At 71.5% G+C, this 18,635-nt stretch carries 16 protein-coding genes and 2 tRNA genes; 9 read left to right on the top strand and 9 right to left on the bottom strand.

The features are described 5' to 3' along the window. Positions 1-28: 28 nt before the first annotated feature. Positions 29-101, top strand: a tRNA-Asn gene (locus FYX01_RS15535). A gap of 184 nt (positions 102-285) precedes the next feature. Here FYX01_RS15535 and FYX01_RS15530 read toward each other — a convergent pair. Continuing rightward, positions 286-1,173, bottom strand: coding sequence for an SAM-dependent methyltransferase (locus tag FYX01_RS15530; protein ID WP_150241970.1), 888 nt, complete (start codon positions 1,171-1,173; stop codon positions 286-288). Positions 1,174-1,643: 470 nt separating this feature from the next. Here FYX01_RS15530 and FYX01_RS15525 point away from each other — a divergent pair, with 470 nt between their 5' ends. Both FYX01_RS15525 and FYX01_RS15520 read left to right on the top strand, forming a co-directional pair. Beyond that, positions 1,644-2,348, top strand: a complete 705-nt coding sequence (locus FYX01_RS15525) for a RibD family protein (protein WP_150241968.1) — start codon at positions 1,644-1,646, stop codon at positions 2,346-2,348. Next, a complete protein-coding gene (locus tag FYX01_RS15520) occupies positions 2,345-2,815 on the top strand; it encodes a cytidine/deoxycytidylate deaminase family protein (protein ID WP_150241966.1) in 471 nt (156 codons plus the stop codon). The genes FYX01_RS15525 and FYX01_RS15520 overlap by 4 nt, the downstream gene beginning before the upstream one ends. A 30-nt stretch (positions 2,816-2,845) precedes the next feature. On the opposite strand, the gene FYX01_RS15515 is transcribed toward FYX01_RS15520, so the two are convergent. Then, positions 2,846-5,353 carry a DEAD/DEAH box helicase gene (locus tag FYX01_RS15515; protein ID WP_150241964.1) on the bottom strand — a complete coding sequence of 836 codons (2,508 nt, stop codon included), beginning with the start codon at positions 5,351-5,353 and terminating at the stop codon, positions 2,846-2,848. A gap of 197 nt (positions 5,354-5,550) precedes the next feature. Further along, entirely contained in the window at positions 5,551-6,540 is a 990-nt protein-coding gene (locus tag FYX01_RS15510; RefSeq protein WP_150241963.1) for a malate dehydrogenase, read from the bottom strand. A gap of 264 nt (positions 6,541-6,804) precedes the next feature. On the opposite strand from FYX01_RS15510, the gene FYX01_RS15505 reads away from it, so the two are divergent. Beyond that, positions 6,805-6,878, top strand: a tRNA-Ile gene (locus FYX01_RS15505). A gap of 293 nt (positions 6,879-7,171) precedes the next feature. Here FYX01_RS15505 and FYX01_RS15500 read toward each other — a convergent pair. Beyond that, positions 7,172-7,873 carry an exonuclease domain-containing protein gene (locus tag FYX01_RS15500; RefSeq protein ID WP_150241961.1) on the bottom strand — a complete coding sequence of 234 codons (702 nt, stop codon included), beginning with the start codon at positions 7,871-7,873 and terminating at the stop codon, positions 7,172-7,174. A 579-nt stretch (positions 7,874-8,452) separates the two neighbouring features. On the opposite strand from FYX01_RS15500, the gene FYX01_RS15495 reads away from it, so the two are divergent. Next, complete coding sequence (locus FYX01_RS15495) at positions 8,453-10,387, top strand: GDSL-type esterase/lipase family protein (protein ID WP_223830499.1); 1,935 nt, start codon at positions 8,453-8,455, stop codon at positions 10,385-10,387. 31 nt (positions 10,388-10,418) lie between these two features. On the opposite strand, the gene FYX01_RS15490 is transcribed toward FYX01_RS15495, so the two are convergent. Beyond that, positions 10,419-11,039, bottom strand: coding sequence for a TetR-type transcription factor C-terminal domain-containing protein (locus FYX01_RS15490; RefSeq protein ID WP_150241957.1), 621 nt, complete (start codon positions 11,037-11,039; stop codon positions 10,419-10,421). A 229-nt stretch (positions 11,040-11,268) separates the two neighbouring features. Further along, a complete protein-coding gene (locus FYX01_RS15485; RefSeq protein ID WP_150241955.1) occupies positions 11,269-11,988 on the bottom strand; it encodes a glycerophosphodiester phosphodiesterase in 720 nt (239 codons plus the stop codon). A 243-nt stretch (positions 11,989-12,231) separates the two neighbouring features. On the opposite strand from FYX01_RS15485, the gene FYX01_RS15480 reads away from it, so the two are divergent. Continuing rightward, the gene (locus FYX01_RS15480) at positions 12,232-13,002 is read left to right on the top strand and encodes a DeoR/GlpR family DNA-binding transcription regulator (protein WP_150241953.1); all 771 of its coding nucleotides are present in this window, start codon (positions 12,232-12,234) and stop codon (positions 13,000-13,002) included. Between the two features lie 63 nt (positions 13,003-13,065). On the opposite strand, the gene FYX01_RS15475 is transcribed toward FYX01_RS15480, so the two are convergent. Beyond that, a complete protein-coding gene (locus FYX01_RS15475) occupies positions 13,066-13,533 on the bottom strand; it encodes a VOC family protein (protein WP_150241951.1) in 468 nt (155 codons plus the stop codon). Between the two features lie 96 nt (positions 13,534-13,629). Beyond that, positions 13,630-14,889, bottom strand: coding sequence for an MFS transporter (locus FYX01_RS15470; RefSeq protein ID WP_150241949.1), 1,260 nt, complete (start codon positions 14,887-14,889; stop codon positions 13,630-13,632). Positions 14,890-15,142: 253 nt separating this feature from the next. Between FYX01_RS15470 and FYX01_RS15465 the strand changes: the two genes are divergently transcribed. The 3 genes from FYX01_RS15465 to FYX01_RS15455 are packed head-to-tail and all read left to right on the top strand — an operon-like array spanning position 15,143 to position 18,175. After that, on the top strand, positions 15,143-16,750 hold the full coding sequence (locus FYX01_RS15465; protein WP_150241947.1) for a sensor histidine kinase: 1,608 nt from the start codon (positions 15,143-15,145) through the stop codon (positions 16,748-16,750). A gap of 40 nt (positions 16,751-16,790) precedes the next feature. After that, positions 16,791-17,453, top strand: coding sequence for a response regulator transcription factor (locus tag FYX01_RS15460; protein WP_150241945.1), 663 nt, complete (start codon positions 16,791-16,793; stop codon positions 17,451-17,453). 29 nt (positions 17,454-17,482) lie between these two features. Continuing rightward, on the top strand, positions 17,483-18,175 hold the full coding sequence (locus tag FYX01_RS15455; RefSeq protein ID WP_150241943.1) for an HD domain-containing protein: 693 nt from the start codon (positions 17,483-17,485) through the stop codon (positions 18,173-18,175). Positions 18,176-18,220: 45 nt separating this feature from the next. Here FYX01_RS15455 and FYX01_RS15450 read toward each other — a convergent pair whose 3' ends face one another. After that, positions 18,221-18,502 (bottom strand): DUF4031 domain-containing protein, encoded by a 282-nt coding sequence (locus FYX01_RS15450; RefSeq protein ID WP_150241941.1) that lies wholly within the window; start codon positions 18,500-18,502, stop codon positions 18,221-18,223. Positions 18,503-18,635 lie beyond the last annotated feature (133 nt).

Genomic DNA, 18,635 nt, shown 5'->3' with positions numbered 1-18,635 from the left:
AGGGCTTCGGGCCTCTCGGCGGACACGATCCCGCGTAGCTCAATCGGCAGAGCAGCCGGCTGTTAACCGGCAGGTTACTGGTTCGAGTCCAGTCGCGGGAGCGGTAGGAACAGGGTCTCTTCCCACCAGGGGAGGGGCCCTGTCGTCGTCGTGCCCTCCACCACGATGCGCCCTGGCCGACCCCGGGCACGCCGGAGCGCTCCGGTGGACCCGCCCGGATGGGGCGGCCCTCGCCCGCTGCCGGTCCGGTGCGGCTTCGACGCGGGGAAGAGGGAGGGCAGGGTCTCAGATCCTGCCGATACCGCCGAGGATCAGCCGCCGGTTGCGTTGCGGCATCTGGTAACAGCCGGGCACGGGCGGGGCCACGGGCAGCGTGCGCCAGCGCTGGACCTCGATCACACCGGGCTCGCAGATCCGCCAGCCCTCGAAGAAGGCCTCGATGGCCCTCCGGGAGCGCCAGCGACCGGATCCGAGGTGGTCCAGGAAGACGCGCTCCAGCTGGTCGGCCCGCGACGCGTCCTTCGGGAAGGCGGTCGAGTCGGGGCGGCAGTAGTGGCTGAGAACCATGTGGCTGCCAGGAGCGAGGGCCTCGCGCAGGGCCGCGACGTGCTCGGCCGGGGTGTCGGCGTCGGAGGTGTGGGAGACCACTCCGGTGAGCAGCAGGCCCACGGGCTCGTCCAGATCGATGAAGTCCCGGATCTCGGGGTCGCGCAGGAGCCGGTCGGGCCGGGTGAGGGAGGCGTGCACCGCCGTGGTGGTACGTCCGTTGCGGAGCAGGGCGCGGTGGTGGGTCAGTACCACCGGATCGTCGGTGGCGTAGACGACGCGGGTCTCGGGCGCGCTCTCGTGTGCGATCTCGTGCGGGTCGCCGGGCGCGGGCAGGCCGGCGCCGAACTGGACGAACTGTCGGATGCCCAGTTCCGCGCCCAGGTGGCGGACGGCGCGCTGGAGGAAGGCCCGTTCACCCAGGACGAGGTCCTGGAATCCCGGCGCGGCCCGCTCCGCCTTGGCGGCCAGGTCCCGGTCCACCTCGAAGTGGTCCTTGCCCTTGAGATGGAAGGAGTGCAGCCGGGCCACGCTGGGCTGTGCCAGATCGAGGAGGGGTGGAGGGTTGGCCCTGACATGTTTGCCCCCCGCCTGCCTGAGGAAATCGGGGGAGGAGAATCGAGGCATCGCCTTCCTCTTGTTCTGAGGTGGGGAAGTCTGGTCGGCCTCTGGATTCTATTCCGAGTGTGCAGTGTTGTTAACCGAGTCACAGACACGGGTCGTGAAAATCGTTGCTCGGTGTGCCCGGGAAGTATCGTGCGGTGCGGGGAAGGGCTCACTTGGGCGGGCTAGGACTTATATGCCCAATGTCCACTATGTGAAGAATTGGGGGCCGGTGTTACCGCCCGCAAACCCGTGGAGGTGGGCTTCGCGTGTGCGGCGGTGAGGTCGTGATGAACCCCGGGGAAGCGCCGCCGGGCCGTCTTCGGACGGCTCCGCGCCCTTCCGGACGTGTTCGGGAAAAGGTACCTACCGTACGGTCGGCGAGGAATTGCGCGTTCCCGGCCACTGCCTGCGGGAATTCCGTTCCCGCGGCAGAATACGACGTCCCGCCGGGACGCGCGGCCCGGGACGCGCGGCCTCGCTAACCTGGGGGCATGGACCGCCCCTACACCATCCTCAGCTGCGCCATGTCGGTCGACGGACGCATCGACGACACCGGCCCGCGGCGGCTGCGCCTGTCCAACGAGGCCGACTTCGCCGAGATCGACGAACTGCGCGCGGAATGCGACGCGATCCTCGTCGGCGCGGGCACCCTGCGCGCCGACGACCCCCGCCTCCTGGTGCGCTCGCCGCTGCTGCGCGAGCGCCGCCGAGGCCGGGGACGCACCGGTAACCTGTTGAAGGCCCTGGTCACCCGCAGCGGGGAGTTCTCCCCCCAGGCCCGCTTCTTCTCCACCGGGGACGCGGGCGCCGTCGTCTACACCGGAGGCACGGGCGTCGCGACCGCCCGGCGCGCGCTGGAGGGGAGACCCGCCGCCGACCCGCCCGCCGAGGTGGTGGACGCAGGGGATCCCCCCACCGCCAAGGCGGTCCTGGCCGACCTGGCCGACCGTGGGGTGTCCCGCCTGCTGGTGGAGGGCGGCGGGCACGTCCACACCCTGTTCCTCACCTCGGGACTGGTCGACGAGCTCCGGCTGGCGGTCGCCCCGTTCTTCGTGGGGGAGGAGGACGCCCCGCGCTTCGTCGTGCCCGGCGCCTTCCCCCACACCTTCGACGCGCCGATGCGGCTGGTGGAGGCCCGGTCGCTCGGTGACGTGGCCGTCCTGCGGTACCGCCTGGGCTCCGGGGAGGAGGCGTGAGGGCCGGCCCGCTCCCGGCCGAGGGGGAGGCCGACGCGTACTGGCTGCGCCGCACCGTCGAGCTGTCCCGCTCCTGCCCGCCCTCGGACACCGCGTTCTCGGTGGGGTGCGCCGTGGTCGCCGCCGACGGCACCGTCCTCGGTGAGGGCTACTCGCGCCGCGACGACCCGAGCGACCACGCCGAGGAGGCGGCCCTGCGCGAGGTGGACGCAGACGACCCCCGGCTGGCCGGGGCCACCCTGTACTCGTCGCTGGAACCGTGCAGTTCCCGCTCCTCCCGGCCGCTGTCCTGCAGCGCCCTGATCCTGGCCACGCCGGTCCCGCGCGTGGTCTTCGCCTGGCGCGAGCCCGCCCTGTTCGTGGACTGCGACGGAGCCGAGCGCCTGCGCACGGCGGGCCGGACCGTGGTGGAGCGCCCCGACCTGGCTTCGGGGGTCCGCCGGGTCAACGCCCACCTGGTGGGATGACCCCGGTTCCACCAGGTGGGGCGGAAACGGTCAGAGCCGGTTGACGTCCACCACGTGCACCACCGCGTGCCCCTCGGCGTCGGAGGAGGCCAGGTCCACCTCCGCGCTGATGCCCCAGTCGTGGTCACCCGCCGGGTCGGCGAGGATCTGGCGCACCCTCCACAGCTCCGGCTCCTCCGCGATGAGCAGCATCGCCGGGCTGCGCGCGTCCGGGCCGATCCCGATCGAGTCGTGCTCCTCGAAGTACTCCTCCAGGGCCTCCTCCCAGGCCTCGGCGTCCCACTCCCCGTTGTCCTCCAGCCTGCCCAGCTCGTCGTAGCGGCGGCGGGCGGCCAGTTCCACGCGGCGGAACATCTCGTTGCGCACCAGCACCCGGAAGGCCCGCGTGTTCGTGGTCACCGGGCGCACCCTCTCCTCGGCGGGCTCCTCGTCCCCGGAGACCTCCACCTCGGGGTTGGTCAGCTGCTCCCACTCGTCCAGCAGGCTGGAGTCGACCTGGCGGACCAGCTCTCCCAGCCACTCGATGAGGTCGCGCAGCTCCTCGGTCTTGGCGTCGTCGGGCACCGTCTGGTTGAGCGCCTTGTACGCGCTGGCCAGGTAGCGCAGCACCAGCCCCTCCGAGCGGGCCAGCTCGTAGAAGCCCACGTACTCGGTGAAGGTCATCGCCCGCTCGTACATGTCGCGGGCCACCGTCTTGGGCCGCAGCGGGTGGTCCCCCACCCACGGGTGGCCGCTCTGGTACACCTCGTAGGCGTGGCTGAGCAGCTCCTCCAGCGGTTTGGGGTAGTCGACCTCCTCCAGCCGCTCCATGCGCTCCTCGTACTCGATCCCGTCCATCTTCATCTGCTGGACGGCCTCGCCACGGGCCTTGTTGAGCTGTGCGCCCAGGATCTGCCTCGGGTCGTCCAGGGTGGACTCCACCACGCTGAGCACGTCCAGCGCGTAGGTGGGCGACTCCTTGTCCAGCAGTTCCAGCGCGGCCAGCGCGAACGTGGACAGCGGCTGGTTGAGCGCGAAGTCGGCCTGCAGGTCCACGGTCAGCCGTGCGGGGCGCCCCTGCTCGTCGGGCTCGGGGAGGGTCTCCACGATCCCGCCGTCCAGCAGCGACCGGTAGATGGCGATCGCCTCGTGGATGTGGCGCCGCTGGGTCCTGCGGTCGTCGTGGTTCTCCCTGAGCAGGTGCTTCATCGCGGTGAAGCAGTTCCCGGGCCGGGCGATCACGCTCAGCAGCATGGCGTTGCTCACCCGGAAACGGGAGGTCAGCGGTTCCGGCTCGGCCTCGATCAGCTTGCTGAAGGTCGCCTCGTCCCAGGAGACGAACCCCTCGGGGGCCTTCTTGCGCACCACCTTGCGCCGCTTCTTGGTGTCGTCGCCGACCTTGGCCAGCGCCTTCTCGTTCTCGACGACGTGTTCGGGAGCCTGGGCCACCACGCTGCCCACGGTGTCGAACCCGGGCCGTCCGGCCCGCCCTGCGATCTGGTGGAACTCGCGGGCGCGCAGACGGCGCACCCGTGTCCCGTCGTACTTGCTCAGGGCCGTGAACAGCACGGTGCGGATGGGCACGTTCACGCCCACCCCCAGGGTGTCGGTGCCGCAGATGACCTTGAGCAGCCCGGCCTGGGCCAGCCGTTCGACCAGGCGCCGGTACTTGGGGAGCATGCCCGCGTGGTGCACACCGATGCCGTGCCGCACGTACCGGGAGAGGTTGCGGCCGAACTTGGTGGTGAAGCGGAAGTTGCCGATCTCCGCCGCGATCGCCGCCTTCTCCTCCTTGGTGCACATGTTGATGCTGGTCAGCGACTGCGCGCGCTCCACGGCCTGGGCCTGGGTGAAGTGCACGATGTACACGGGGGCGCTGCCGCTGCCCAGCAGCTCCTCCAGCGTCTCGTGCAGCGGGGTGACCCGGTAGTCGTAGTAGAGGGGGACGGGGCGCTCGGCGGAGGCGACCACGGCGGTGGAGCGGCCGGTGCGCTTCTCCAGGTCCCCCTCGAAGCGGCTGACGTCGCCCAGGGTCGCCGACATCAGCAGGAACTGCGCCTGCGGCATCTCCAGCAGGGGCACCTGCCAGGCCCACCCGCGGTCCGGCTCGGCGTAGAAGTGGAACTCGTCCATGACGACGGTGTTGATGTCGGCGTTCGCGCCCTCGGCCAGCGCGATCTGGGCCAGGACCTCCGCGGTGCAGCACACGATGGGCGCGTCGGCGTTGACACTGGCGTCGCCGGTCATCATGCCGACGTTCTCGGTACCGAAGATCTTGCACAGGTCGAAGAACTTCTCCGACACCAGCGCCTTGATGGGCGCGGTGTAGAACGCGCACTCGTCGCGGGCCAGGGCGGCGAACAGCGCGCCCGTGGCCACCATGCTCTTGCCCGAGCCGGTGGGGGTGTTGAGGATGACGTTGGACCCGGAGACGACCTCGATGAGCGCCTCCTCCTGGTGCGGGTAGAGGGTGAGGCCCCGTTCCTCGGCCCACAAAGCGAACGCCTCGAAGAGGGAGTCGGGTTCTGGTTCGGCCGGAAGTACATCGATGAGACTCACGGTCTCTATACTGCCTGCTTCCCGAGACCCGCCGGGACGGTGCCGTGCGCCCGTCCCAGCGGCCCGGCCCGGACGCCCCGAGGCCGGTCCGGACGCCCCGGAGACGACGACGGGCACGCCCCCGGGCGAGGCGTGCCCGTCCACGTGGCCCGGACCCGGACCCGCACGGGTCGTGCGGATCCGGACGGGTACGGGTGCTACACCAGACCGAGCTGCTTGACGGTGTCGCGCTCCTCGACGAGCTCCTGGACGGAGGCGTCGATACGGGAGCGGGAGAAGTCGTCGATCTCCAGGTCCTGGACGATCTCCCAGCTGCCCCCGCGCGAGACGACGGGGAAGGAGGAGATGAGGCCCTCGGGCACGCCGTAGGAGCCGTCGGAGGGGATGGCGGCGGAGGTCCAGTCGCCCTCGGGGGTGCCGTTGACCCAGTCGTGGACGTGGTCGATGGCGGCGTTGGCGGCGGAGGCGGCCGAGGAGGCGCCCCGGGCCTCGATGATCGCGGCGCCGCGCTTGGCGACGGTCGGGATGAAGTCGTTCTCCAGCCAGGACTGGTCGCCCACGGCCTTGGCGGCGCTGGTGCCGTTGACCTCGGCGTTGAACAGGTCCGGGTACTGGGTGGCGGAGTGGTTGCCCCAGATCGTGAGCTTCTTGATGTCGTTGATCGACACACCGAGCTTCTTGGCGAGCTGGGAGAGCGCGCGGTTGTGGTCCAGGCGGGTCATCGCGGTGAAGCGCTCGGCCGGGACGTCGGGGGCGTGGCTCTGGGCGATGAGGGCGTTGGTGTTGGCGGGGTTGCCGACCACCAGGACGCGGATGTCGTCGGCGGCGCCGGCGTTGATCGCCTCGCCCTGGGGCTTGAAGATGCCGCCGTTGGCCTCGAGCAGGTCACCGCGCTCCATGCCCTTGCCGCGCGGGCGTGCGCCGACCAGCAGGGCGACGTTGGCTCCCTGGAAGGCCTGGGTGGCGTCGTCGAAGATGTCGATGCCCTGGAGCAGCGGGAAGGCGCAGTCGTCCAACTCCATCGCGGTGCCCTCGGCGGCCTTGACCGCCTGCGGGATTTCCAGCAGGCGCAGCTTCACCGGGGTGTCGGCGCCGAGCAGCTGACCGGAGGCGATCCGGAACAGCAGCGCGTAGCCGATCTGGCCGGCGGCGCCGGTGACGGTGACGTTGACTGGTGCTTTGGACATGGCGTGAACTCTCCTGAACGACGTTGTGCGGCCCGCGATGTTACCAACGGGTTCGACGCGGCGTCGGTACCGGGCGCTGGGGTCCGTCCAGGCGCGCGCCGCACTGCACCACCCTAGACCTCGTGTCCTCGCGGATCGCGACCCAGGTCGCGGTAGGGGGTCCCCGTGCCCCTCCGCCGGTGGCCACAGGCTCCGTCCGGTAACGGATTTACGGCGCGGAAACGGAGGACACACCCTGTTAGGATGACGTTCGCCGATGACGGCGGGCCGGTAGCTCAGTTGGTTAGAGCAGGGGACTCATAATCCCTGGGTCGCGGGTTCGAGTCCTGCCCGGCCTACCCCTTCCGAGCATGGCAAAAGCGCCGCCGACCTGCGGATACAGGCCAGCGGCGCTTTCTCCGTTATCCGGGCGCGTACGGCCGGATACGGGACTGTCCGCTTCGCCACGGGGAATGCGCGTCGAAGTTTCGGGCCCGGAAGTCATGGAACCCGGCCGGGTCCCGCACCGTGCTTCTGTTCCCCTCCGCCGGGGCGGTGAGTGCGAATGCGAAGTAGGACATACGGGCTGTGTACCGACCATTCCGCTGCTTCTGGTGGGTCGACTCCCTGACTCCCGCGTGGGCCGGTGGGCTCAGGTGCGGGCGGCGAGCGGCCAGGAGCCGTCCACGACCGCCTCGGGGTCCTTGCGCCGCAGGTAGGACTGGAAACTGGCGGCCTGTTCCGACTTCCAGGTGACCTGCGCGGTGTGCAGGTCGTCGACGCCCATCTCCGCCAGCTCCGGGTAGGTCGCGGCGAGCTTCCAGGCCAGCCGGGCGGCGGCCAGCGCGTCGGCGGCGGCCCCGTGCGCCTTCTCGGCGTCCAGGCGTACGCCGTGGTGGGCGCACACGTCGACCAGCTTGCGCGAGCCGCGCCGGAAGGTGTCGACCCGCTTGTCCAGCACGAGGGGGTCCAGGACGCGCAGCATCCCGTCGAAGCGGACTCCGGCGGTGTGGCGTTCCAGCTCGGCCGCGAGGAGCCCCAGGTCGTAGGGGGCGTTGTAGACCACCACCGGTAGGCCGTCCACGGCCGCCTTCTCCAGGGCGGCGCCGATCTCGGGTACCGCCTCGGAGGCGGGGCGGCCGTGTGCGCGGGCGTGCTCGGTGGTGATGTGGTGGATGTCGGTGGCGGCCTGGGGGATGTCGATGCCCGGGTCGACGAGCCAGGTGGTGACGTCCTTGGTGCGGGCGACGGGGTCGATGCGCCACAGGGCGGCGGTGACGATCCGGTCGTGGTCCAGGTCCAGGCCGGTGGACTCGACGTCGAACGCGGCCATGGGGCGGGTGTGCCAGGTCATGCGGACCCTTCTGGGTTCGGAGGTTGGTGTCCTATGTTCCCGCCGTGGGACGCTGTGCACCGGCGTGGCGTCCTGGTGTGTGGCCGGGTCCCTGCTCCTGCCGGATACGGAGGACCGCGTCCGTGAGGGTGCGCGACGGCTTGCCCCTGAGGGATACCACGCTCCGCAGGGCTGTGGTGAGTGGCTGGACCGAGCGGGGCGGGGCGGATCCGGGTGGGTCGGGCCGGGTCGTGGATCCGCGGCCCGCCTCGGGCCGATGAAGGCCGTCGGCGACGGGGCGGGGAGCCTTCGGTCGGGTGACCTGGTGACCTGGTGATGGACGAGGCGCTGGCGCGGTCGTTGCCGGCCGCCGACCGGATCCTGTCCGGCCCGGCCCCCCATCCGCCCTCTCGCCTCCGCGCGGGCCGGACACGGTGAAACGCCGCCTGGACGGTCCTGGAACCTCCCCGCGGCGCGGGGACCGCTCGTTTACACTGACGGCCGGTCAGAGGGACGGGGTGCGCCACGTCTCGAGAACCACCGCGCGCCCGGCATCGTCCGACGGACCGGTGGACGGATCGGGTGCCGGGGAGGCGAGTGTTGGGATCGTACGGGACGTCACGGCGGCGCGCCGCGCACCGTCGGCGCGGGAAGCCGGCCTCCTCCCTGCTGCGCGGTGCGGTGACGGCGGTCGTGGCGGTGCTCTTCGCGACGGTCGTCACCATCGCGGTCTCCCACGGTGCCGGCGCCGAACCCCCGAAACAGGCCGAGCGGAAGGCCCCCCAGGGCACGGGGGTCCCCTTCAGCTCCCTCATCGACCGGATCGGCATATCCCGGGACGGCTCCGCCGCCAACGTCGACCTCGACGGATCCGGCAACAGCCTGTCCCGGCAGGCCCTGGCCTCGGCCGGGTGGACCCCCGGCCGGGAGGTCGTCCTCCTCGGCGCGCCCCTTCGACTGCCCGACTACGCCCCCGGACGCCCCGACCACCTGGTTTCCAACGGTCAGTCCGTCCGGCTCGGCGCCGACCGCTACCGGTCTCTCACCTTCCTGGCCACCGCCACCCGCACCGAGGGAACCGGGACCGGTGACACCGGGGCCCAGGTCCACGGCACCGGCCGAGTGGTCTACACCGACGGGGAGGAGCGGGAGTTCGTCCTGTCCGTTCCCGACTGGATCGCCGGGCCCGCGAGCGAGGCCGCGCTCACCCTGCCCCACGCCAACTCCGCCTCCGGCGCCGCCCCCGGGCTCGGCGCGGTGCGCCTGTACGCGCGCGACGTCCCCGTCGACCCCGCACGCGAGATCTCCCACGTGGTGCTGCCCGAGACCGGTGGCGGCGAGGGCCGCATCCACCTGTTCTCCGTGGGCGGGCGCGCCGCGGTGGGGCCGGAGTGGACCGGCACCTGGGCCCGGGCCACCTCCGGCTACCTGGAGGTCGGCCCCTGGGAGGACCAGACCCTGCGGTTGTCGGTACGCACCACCACCGGCGGCAGCAACGTGCGGATCCGCCTGGACAACACCTTCGCAGCCTCTCCCGTCACCGTGGGAGCGGCCTCCCTGGCACCGCGCGGCACCGGTGCGGCCACCGACGGTTCCGCGGTTCCGCTCACCTTCGACGGGCGCTCCGGCACCGTCATCCCGGCCGGGGGACAGGTGTTCAGCGATCCCGCCGGGATCTCCGTGCCACCGCAGACCAACGTCCTGGTCAGCGTCCACCTGCCCGGACGGGTGGCCACCGCGCCGGTGCACTACGCCTCGGTGGACACCAACTACACCAGCGAGCCCGGCAGCGGCGACCACACCCTGGACACCACCGGGGAGCCGTTCACCGGCCGGGTCGACCAGTGGCCCTTCCTCACCGGCGTGGAGGTGCTCGACGGCCCCGGAGCGATCGTGGCGTTCGGCGACTCCGTCACCGACGGGGTCGGCTCCACCCGCGACGCCCACGCCCGCTGGTCCGACGTGCTCAGTGCCCGCCTGGCCGCGCGGCCCGAACTGCCGGATCCGGGCGTGCTCAACCTCGGCGTGTCCGGGAACCACGTGGTCAGGGACGGTTACCCGGGCGAGGGGGTGTCCACCAATCCCAGCGGTGTCGCGATGGCCCACCGGGTCCACCGGGACGCGCTCGTCCAGAACGGCGCGGACACCGTCGTCGTCTTCGCCGGTATCAACGACCTGCGCTGGGGCACCTCGCCCGAAGCGGTGATCAGCGGGATCCGACAGCTCACACGGCTGGCCCACGAGTACGACCTGCGGGTGTTCGTGGCCACGCTCGGCCCGTGCGGGGGCGAGCAGCGCTGCACGGCGGAGGTCGAGCAGGCCCGCCAGCACGTCAACGCCTACCTGCGTTCCCAGAGCAACGACCCGATGTCGCCCTTCGACGGGGTGTGGGACTTCGACGCCGTCCTGCGTGACCCGCAGGACCACACCCGCCTGCGGCCCGCCTACGACTCCGGGGACCACCTCCACCCCGGCGACGCCGGCCTGCGCGCGCTGGCCGAGTCCGTCGACCTGTACCGGCTCGTCGGGAGCTAGGACGTGGCGTGCACCGACCGAGGAGGGCGGGTCAGCGCGGGTGCCCCAGGTGGTGGTGGAGTACCAGGTCCACGTAGATGGCGCCGAGGCCGTCCAGGCTCAGCCCGGCATCGGGGTCGTACCAGTACAGCAGGGAGTCGAAGGTCGCCAGCACCTCGTCGGCGGCCCGCCCGGGTTCGCGTACCCCGAAGGCGCCCGCGACCAGGCCGTCCACGATGATCCCGCGGACGTGCTCGCGGTAGACCCGGGCCAGCGAGTTGACCTCGCGGTGGCGGGTCGGATGGATGGCCCGCAGCGTCGGTAGTATCTCGTGCGCCAGCGAGGTCGTCGCGCGGTGTTTCCAACCGATCTCCACGTGTCTTCTGACCAGGGACGACATGCGTTCGACGGGGGGTCGGCCGGGCTGGTCCGCGGCCAGTTGTCCGTTGACCCGCTCCCGGGTGGAACGGAGCACGACGGCGTAGGCCAGGTCGAACCGCGTGGGAAAGGCGCGTCTGAGCGATGCGGCGTCGGCCCCGGTCTCGGCCGAGATACGACGGGTCAGCGCGGACATGGCCAGGCCCCGCGGTCCGTGTTCGGCGAACAGGCGCGCGGCGCAGTCCAGGACGGGGGCCGTGGTGCGGAGCGCGTGAGGGGAGGTTTCGGCCGTCATGCGGTGGTGTCTCATCGCTTGGAATACGCCTTTGAGGGGGAGCGAGGGCATGTGCTCCTCACCCGGTGGGTCATTGTTTTCGAGAGTATCCGCGCTACTCCGACAAAAAGCGTGGAATGGCGAAATTCGGTGCGCTTGGTACCGCGCGTTCTCCGACGGCCGCACGGGGCGGAGAGGCCGGGGATCCGCCCTCGGCGGGCGCCCGTTCACCTGGGGTGTTCGGTCCGCGTCAGGCCGGTTCGGGGGCCGGTTCACCCCGTTCGCGACCCGTGGTCGGCGACGCCAGGTCCCCGATCCGCTCCGTGGCGAGTGCGTCCACGCCGATTCCCATCACGCGCGCCATTTCGGGAAAGTCGTTCACCGTCCAGGCCGTGACGAGACAACCGGAACGGTGTATTTCTTCGACCAATTCCCGGGTCAGCAGTGTGTGGTGCGCACCGAGGAAGTTCGGGCGCAGGGACCGGGTCACGTCCTCGGGAGGCAGCCCCGGCTGGTCCCAGGCCAGCATCAGCCGGGCGTCGGGGCTGCGGGCACGCAGTGCGCCGAGGGTCTCGGAGGAACCGGTGAAGAGCACCTGGTCACCGAACCCGCGTCCGCGCAGCAGGGTGTCCGCGGCGAGCGCGGTCTCCGGCGCGCCGGCGTCCACGAGCAGGGGAGGGGGGCCGTCGCCCTCGAACTCGGCCAGGACTTCCATGAGGGTGGGCACGCGCCGTTCCACGTCGGCGCGGGCGGCGACCAGCTCGGCCAGGGTCGACTCGCCCACGGGCCGGGCCGGGGGACCGGCGGTGGCCACGGTTCGTTCGTCGATCAGTACGAGGTACCCGTCGAAGGTCAGGTGGACGTCGATCTTGACCAGGTCCGCCCCGGCACGCAAGGCTGAACGCAGGGCCGGAAGGGTGTTCCCCGGGAAGCGTGCGGTGTCTCCGCGTAGTGCGATGGACAACGTCATGGTGCCAAGGGTGGCAAAGACTTTCGCTTCACGTGGTGTAAACAGGAAAAACGTCCACCGGGGTGACCCGGACGGTCGGGCCGGTTCCCGCACGGGGCGGCGCGCGGGCGCGCGGCGTACGCGATTGCGAGCGGACTCACGTCGTGCGGGCGCCGACGCGGTGCGGTGAACTGGGAAACTTTGTTACACGGCGTCGTGACCGCACGGCGTTCCCATGGCCGTCCCCTGAGTGTGAGGCGAACGATGATTCCGGACCAACGACGAGAGCACATCCTCAAGCTCCTCCAGGAGCGCCACGTGCTGAGCATCAACGAGCTCACGTCGATGCTGTCCGTATCCCACATGACGGTGCGGCGCGACATCCAGGCGCTGGAGAACGACGGCAAGGTCCTGTCGGTCACCGGCGGGGTGCGGCTGGCGGCGCGGCTCAAGAGCGAGCCCTCCTACCTGGCCAAGGCCCAGCTGGAGGTACCCGCCAAGCGGGCCATAGCACGGGCCGCGGCCGACCTGGTCCGGGAGAACTTCACCATCTACCTGGACGCGGGCACGACCACGCTGCAGATGGTCCCCCTGCTGACCGACAAGGTCGGCCTGACCGTCATCACCAGCGACTTCAACGTCGTCGGCCACCTGATGGAGTACCCGGGGATCGAGCTGATCCACACCGGCGGCATGGTCTCGCACTCCGACCACTCCTCGGTCGGCCGCTTCACCGCCGACTTCCTGCGCCAGGTGAACGTGGACCTGGCCTTCATCGCCAGCAGTTCCTGGGACGCCGAGCGCGGGTCGACCACACCCTCGGAGGCCAAGGTGGTCGCCAAACAGGCGCTGCTGCGGATCGCCTCCAAGAGCGTGCTCACCGTCGACAGCACCAAGTACGGCAAGTTCGGCACCTTCAGAGTGGCCAGCCTGGAGGATTTCGACCTGATCATCACCGACGACCGGCTGCCGCGCTCCGCCGTGGACGATCTGGCCGAGCGCGACGTGCGCCTGAAGCTGGTCGGGGTGGAGTAGGGGACGCCCCCGCGGGGTGGTGGGCGGTGTCCGTACGCGCCCACCGGCCCGTCCCCCGGGTCCTCAGCCGTCGTCGGCTTCGAGCTCGGCGTGGGCGAACAGGGCCAGTTCGGTGCCGTCCGGATCGTAGAAGAGCAGAGTGGAGCCCTCCACGCCGTGCATCACCGGGGAGTGCTCCACATCCATCTCCGCGAAGCGCTCCTCCCAGGCCTCCAGTTCGCCCAGGTTGGCGACACCCATGGTGAGGCGGTCCAGACCGCAGTGTCTGCGGTCGAACCTGCCCTTGAAGTTGTCTCGGTGCTGGATGAGCGCCAGCAGCAGTCCCGAGGTCGGATGTTGGCACTCGGTGCGCCGTGTGCCCTCGTGGTCGCGCTTGCCCAGGACCTGGAACCCCAGGACCGTGCGGTAGAAGCGCACACTCTCGTCGCGGTCGCGGACCGACAGAGTGACGCGGGCGAGCCCGTTGAGCTGTGGCACGGGCACCTCTTTGCGGCGGGGGCCGATGGTGGCCAGTAGATCGAGCACGATCATTGAGCCTAGGTCTGAGTCTGAATGATGGGCGACTCTTTAACGCGGGTTTAACGCCCGATGTTCCCGGGATCACCCTGTTCGTGCAAGGTGTTGTTCTCAGCCTTCCGAGGTGGGCTCCGTCAACGCCGCGGGGGAGGGCGATCCGCTCTCCGCGGGGCCGTACCAGCGGGTGCGCATGACCAGAGCGGTCACCGCGAAGGAGACCAGTCCTCCCAGGGTGGCCAGGACGAACGCCCCCTGGTGGCCGTGGGCGTCGGCGAGTACGCCCGAGGCCGTCGACCCCAGCGCCTGGCCCAGGATCAGGCAGCTCAGGATGACGGCCATCGACTGGGACAGGCGGCTGGCCGGAGCGGCCCGCTCGATCAGTCCGAACAGGCTCACGATGTGCGGGCCGATCGCCGCGCCCAGCACGAAGACGGCCGCCGCCAGGCTGGCCGCGCCGTGGTCCAGGTACAGCGGCAGCGTGAGCAGGAACAGCGCGCCCGCCGCGATGCGGGTGCGCACCGTGAGGGCCAGCCCCACGGGCAGGGAGGCCATCATCAGCCCCGCGGCGGCGCTGCTGGCGCCCATCACCGCGTACATCAGCCCGGACAGGTCGCCGTACCCGGAGCCGGCGGCGAACGCGGTCACACCGGTGGACATGCCGCCGAAGAAGAGGCCCTGGCAGAACATGGGGACGGCCAGCACCAGCAGCGCGGGCGTGGCGATGCGGCCCTCGGCGCCGGGTGCGGGAGGGGCCCCGGGCGGTGCGGTGGGGTGCAGGGCGAACGCGGACCCGAAGAGGCCGATGAGCACCGCGGCGCCCAGTACGCTCGCCGACGGCGAGAAGGCCACGGTGAGCAGGCCCACCAGCGCGGGACCGAGGACGAACGCGGCCTCGTCCAGCACCCCCTCGACCGACATGGCCGCCGACAGGGAGCGCTCCCGCTGCACGCCCCGCTGCCCGCCCCGCCGGATCAGCACCACCCAGCGAGTGCGGGCCATGGGACCGATCTGGGGCATGCACATGCCCGTCACGGCGGCCAGCGCGATCAGGGCGGGAGCGGAGGCGCCGGCCAGGACGGCGTAGACGAGCACGGTGATCAGTACCGCGTCCACGAGCGCGGTGGCCAGCACGGGGACCCGCTGCCCGTGCCGGTCGGCGAAACGGGCGATGACGGGGCCGCCCACGGTCTCGCCGAGGGCGAAGGCGCCGGTCACCGCACCGGCCGCGGCCACGCTGCCGGTCGTGGTGGTGACCAGGGTGAGCAGCCCGATCAGGGACATGGAGATGGGCAGGCGGGCCAGGAAGGTGGTCAGGAGCAGCGGCCACCCGGCGATGTCGTGCATGCGCCGCAGGGTCTGCAGTGGTGACATCCGTTCCTCGTCCTGTTGTGGTTCCCGCCTCTCGGATTCCAGCACGGCGGTACGGCGCGGGCAATCGGGGAGGGGCCGAAATTCATCCCATGATATGGCCGGTTCCCGGTGGTGGTCCCGGTTCCCGCCTCCTCTCCCCGCGAGGCACCGCAGGCGGGGGAGGGCCGGGCGTACCGGCGGAGGTAGGAGGCCGGACCGCCACCTTGACTTTCGACAGTGCCGCCCCACCGGCGGAGTGTGTAGGTTCACCGGCATGGATCTGTCCGAACCGCGCGCGTTCGTCCAGCGCGCACTGCGTCCGCTGGCGGGTTGGCCCACCAGGGGCGCCGTCCTGCGCGACGTGCTGTTCGGGACCGGGATCACCGCCCTGTGCCTGGCGGAGGTCCTCTTCCGACGGCTCTCCGGGAACCTGGCCGCCACCGAGGCGCTGGCCGCCGCGGCGGCCGCCGCCGCGCTGACCGCCCTGGCCGTCGTGCTCGGCCGCCTCTACCCGTTGCTCTCCCTGGTCGTGGCCCTGCTCGGCTCGTTCTGGGTGTACGGCTTCAGCGTCCTGGTGCTCTGCGTGGCCTACCTGGTGGGGCGCCGCATGCCCGACGTGCGGTCCGCGGTGGTCCTCTTCGTGTCCGGCACCGTGCTGTGGCTGGTCGCCGCGGCCCTGACGAGGCCCGAGGACGTGATGGTGTGGACCACCACCGTGAGCACCATGGCGTTCAGCGTCGTCCTTCCCTGGCTGGTGGGCGTCTACCGGCGCCAGCACGTCGCCCTGGCCACCGCGGGCTGGGAACACGCAAGGCAGCTCCAGCGCGAGCACCGGCTCACCGTCGACCAGGTCCGGTTGCGCGAGCGGTCCCGTATCGCCCAGGACATGCACGACTCCCTGGGCCACGAGCTCAGTCTCATCGCCCTGCGCGCCGGAGCACTGGAGGTCACCCCCGACCTGGAGGAGGAGCACCGCCGCTCGGCCGCCGAACTGCGCGCCACCGCGGTCACCGCCACCCAGCACCTGCGGGAGATCATCGGCGTGCTGCGCACCGACGCCGAACCCGTTCCCACGTCCCCCGCGGACGAGGGCGTCGCCGCCCTGGTCGGCCGGGTCCGCGACTCCGGGATGCGGGTCGACCTGGTCCGCGAGGGCGACACCGCCGGCCTGCCGCCGATGGTCGACCGGGCGGTCCACCGGGTCGTCCAGGAGTCGCTCACCAACGCCGCCAAGTACGCGCCCGGCTCCGAGGTGACCGTGCGGCTCACCGCGAACGGGGAGCGGGTGGAGGTCCGGGTGGTCAACTCCACCCCCCGGGGACGGCTCCCGGAGACGGAGGAGGGCGGCAGGCGCGGGCTCATCGGCCTGCGCGAGCGCGTCCGCCTGACCGGGGGCTCCTTCGCCGCGGGGCCGGACGGCGACGGCGGCTGGGAGGTCTGCGCGGCCATGCCGCTGGACGGCACCGTGGAGGCGGAGCCCTCGACGGAGGAGGACGCCGAGATCGACCAGCTCCAGTCGGCCGCCCGTCGCAGGGCGCGCGGATGGTCGCTGGCCCTGGTGCTGCTGCCGGTCATGGCGGCCGTGACGATCGTCTTCATCGTGGGCTGGACCGGTGCCAGGAGCATGGAGGAGACCACGCTGACCCCGGAGGAGTTCGCCTCGCTGACGGTCGGGGACAGCCAGGCCGATGTGGAGGAGGTGCTTCCCACGGCCTCGCTGTACATGGATGCCCGGACGCTGGAGGAGGGCGCGGTTCCCCAGGGCGCCGTCTGCAGCTACTACCGCAGTGACGCCGCGTTCTTCGCGGCCGAGGAGGTCGTCTACCAGGTGTGCTTCGCCGAGGGGCGCCTGCTGACCAAGGGCGAGGCACCACTACGTTGACCACGGACCCCCGAACCGGATGCCAGAGGAGAGAACAGACGTGATCAGGGTGCTGCTCGCCGACGACGAGGCGATGATTCGCGCCGGTGTGCGGGCGATCATGCGCAGCGACCCGGAGATCGAGGTGGTGGCCGAGGCCGCCGACGGGCGCGAGGCCGTCGAACTGGTGCTCTCCCACCGCCCCGACGTGGCGCTGCTGGACATCCGGATGCCCCGGATGGACGGGCTCGCCGCCACCGCCGAGATCCGCAGGGTCGCGCCCTCCACCGCCGTGGTCATCCTCACCACCTTCGGTGAGGACGGCTACATCTCCCAGGCGCTCGGCGGCGGCGCCGGCGGCTTCCTGCTCAAGGCCGGGGACCCGCGTGAGCTGATCAGCGGGGTGCACGCCGTCGCCGACGGCGGCGCCTACCTGTCCCCGCAGGTGGCACGGCAGGTGATCGCCCGGTTCGGCGGGGCCCGGGCCTCCCGTGAGGCGGCCGCCTCGGCCCGGGTCGAGGAGCTCACCCAGCGCGAACGCGAGGTGCTGGCCCTGGTGGGCGCGGGGCTGTCCAACGCCGACATCGCCGAGCGGCTGTTCCTGGTGGAGGGCACCGTCAAGAGCTACGTCAGCGCCATCCTCAACCGTCTGGAGATGCGCAACAGGGTGCAGGCGGCCATCCTCGCCTACGAGGCCGGACTCGTGGACACCTCCCACACCTGAGCCCGGGGCGGTCGGGGAAGAATGGGGGCATGAGCTTCCACAGCCCCGGCGGTGCGACACCGTCGGACCAGAAGGCCGCGGTACGACTGGAGGCCGCCTGGCGCGGGCTCGCCGGGAACGCACCCGAGGCGGTGGCGGTCGGCGCCGAACTCCTGGGGCGCTGGAACGAACCGCACCGCCGGTACCACACGCTCGCCCACCTGGAGGCCACTCTGCGTGCGGTCGACCTCCTCCGGGACGAGGCGCGCGACGCCGACCGCGTCCGCTACGCGGTCTGGTTCCACGACGCCGTCTACGAGGGGGTCCCCGGACGCGACGAGAGGGAGAGCGCGGAACTGGCCGGGCGGCTGCTGTCCCTGATGGGGGCCGAGCCCGCGTTCGTCCGCGAGGTCGCGCGCCTGGTCGGGGTGACCGCGACGCACCGGCCCGGGATGTGGGACGTCGACGGCGCGGTGGTCTGCGACGCCGACCTGTCCGTGCTGGCCGCTCCGGCCGACGGGTACCTGGCCTACGTGACGGCGGTCCGCGCCGAGTACCGACACGTCTCCGACGAGGAGTTCCGCGCGGGCCGTGCCAGGGTGCTGCGGTCGCTGCTGGAGGCCCCGCACCTGTTCCACACCCCGGTCGGGCGTGCGCGCTGGGAGGCACGGGCCCGGGTGAACGTGCTCGCCGAACTCGACCGGTTGGAGGCGCCGCCCCCGGAGGAGCCGCCCCCGCACTGAACCGGATTCCGCCCCGGGCGGCGCGCGCCCGGCGGCCCGGGAGGGTCAGGCGCGGTCGCGCGCCCGTGCGGCCTTGGGCCGCCGCAGCCCCGACGCGCGCAGACGGGTGACCAGCTCGCGGCTGCCGACGTGCTCGGCGCCCAGTTCCAGGGCGCGGGCGTGCAGGTGCTCGGGAATGTCGTAGTGGTCGCGGTCGAACGCGCGCGGGTCCACGCCGAGCGCGCGGACGAAGGCGTGCAGCTCCTCGTGGGAGCGGTCGCTGACCAGGTGGGCGAACAGCCAGCCGCGCGGCCCGGGCCAGAGAGGTGTGTCGATGAGAATCACCACAGAACTCTAGATGAGTAATTCCAAGGGGTGCATGGTCTGAGCATGAGGCGAGGGAGCCCATGGTCATGTTGTGACGCAAGACCTGAACTCCCTCGCCCGTGCACTCTACGACACCACCGCACGACTCCTGGAG

The sequence above is a fragment of the Nocardiopsis quinghaiensis genome (assembly GCF_008638365.1).
In the GTDB taxonomy this organism is placed as follows: domain Bacteria; phylum Actinomycetota; class Actinomycetes; order Streptosporangiales; family Streptosporangiaceae; genus Nocardiopsis; species Nocardiopsis quinghaiensis.
Note: the sequence above shows the minus strand (reverse complement) of the source record. Positions and strands in the feature narration are given on the sequence as shown.

What these genes read in the sequence shown, in the direction of transcription:
- FYX01_RS15530 (WP_150241970.1), bottom strand. Translation starts at nt 1,173, where the DNA reads ATGCCTCGATTCTCCTCCCCCGATTTCCTCAGGCAGGCGGGGGGCAAA.
- FYX01_RS15525 (WP_150241968.1), top strand. Translation starts at nt 1,644, where the DNA reads ATGGACCGCCCCTACACCATCCTCAGCTGCGCCATGTCGGTCGACGGA.
- FYX01_RS15510 (WP_150241963.1), bottom strand. Translation starts at nt 6,540, where the DNA reads ATGTCCAAAGCACCAGTCAACGTCACCGTCACCGGCGCCGCCGGCCAG.
- FYX01_RS15500 (WP_150241961.1), bottom strand. Translation starts at nt 7,873, where the DNA reads ATGACCTGGCACACCCGCCCCATGGCCGCGTTCGACGTCGAGTCCACC.
- FYX01_RS15490 (WP_150241957.1), bottom strand. Translation starts at nt 11,039, where the DNA reads ATGACGGCCGAAACCTCCCCTCACGCGCTCCGCACCACGGCCCCCGTC.
- FYX01_RS15485 (WP_150241955.1), bottom strand. Translation starts at nt 11,988, where the DNA reads ATGACGTTGTCCATCGCACTACGCGGAGACACCGCACGCTTCCCGGGG.
- FYX01_RS15480 (WP_150241953.1), top strand. Translation starts at nt 12,232, where the DNA reads ATGATTCCGGACCAACGACGAGAGCACATCCTCAAGCTCCTCCAGGAG.
- FYX01_RS15475 (WP_150241951.1), bottom strand. Translation starts at nt 13,533, where the DNA reads ATGATCGTGCTCGATCTACTGGCCACCATCGGCCCCCGCCGCAAAGAG.
- FYX01_RS15470 (WP_150241949.1), bottom strand. Translation starts at nt 14,889, where the DNA reads ATGTCACCACTGCAGACCCTGCGGCGCATGCACGACATCGCCGGGTGG.
- FYX01_RS15465 (WP_150241947.1), top strand. Translation starts at nt 15,143, where the DNA reads ATGGATCTGTCCGAACCGCGCGCGTTCGTCCAGCGCGCACTGCGTCCG.
- FYX01_RS15455 (WP_150241943.1), top strand. Translation starts at nt 17,483, where the DNA reads ATGAGCTTCCACAGCCCCGGCGGTGCGACACCGTCGGACCAGAAGGCC.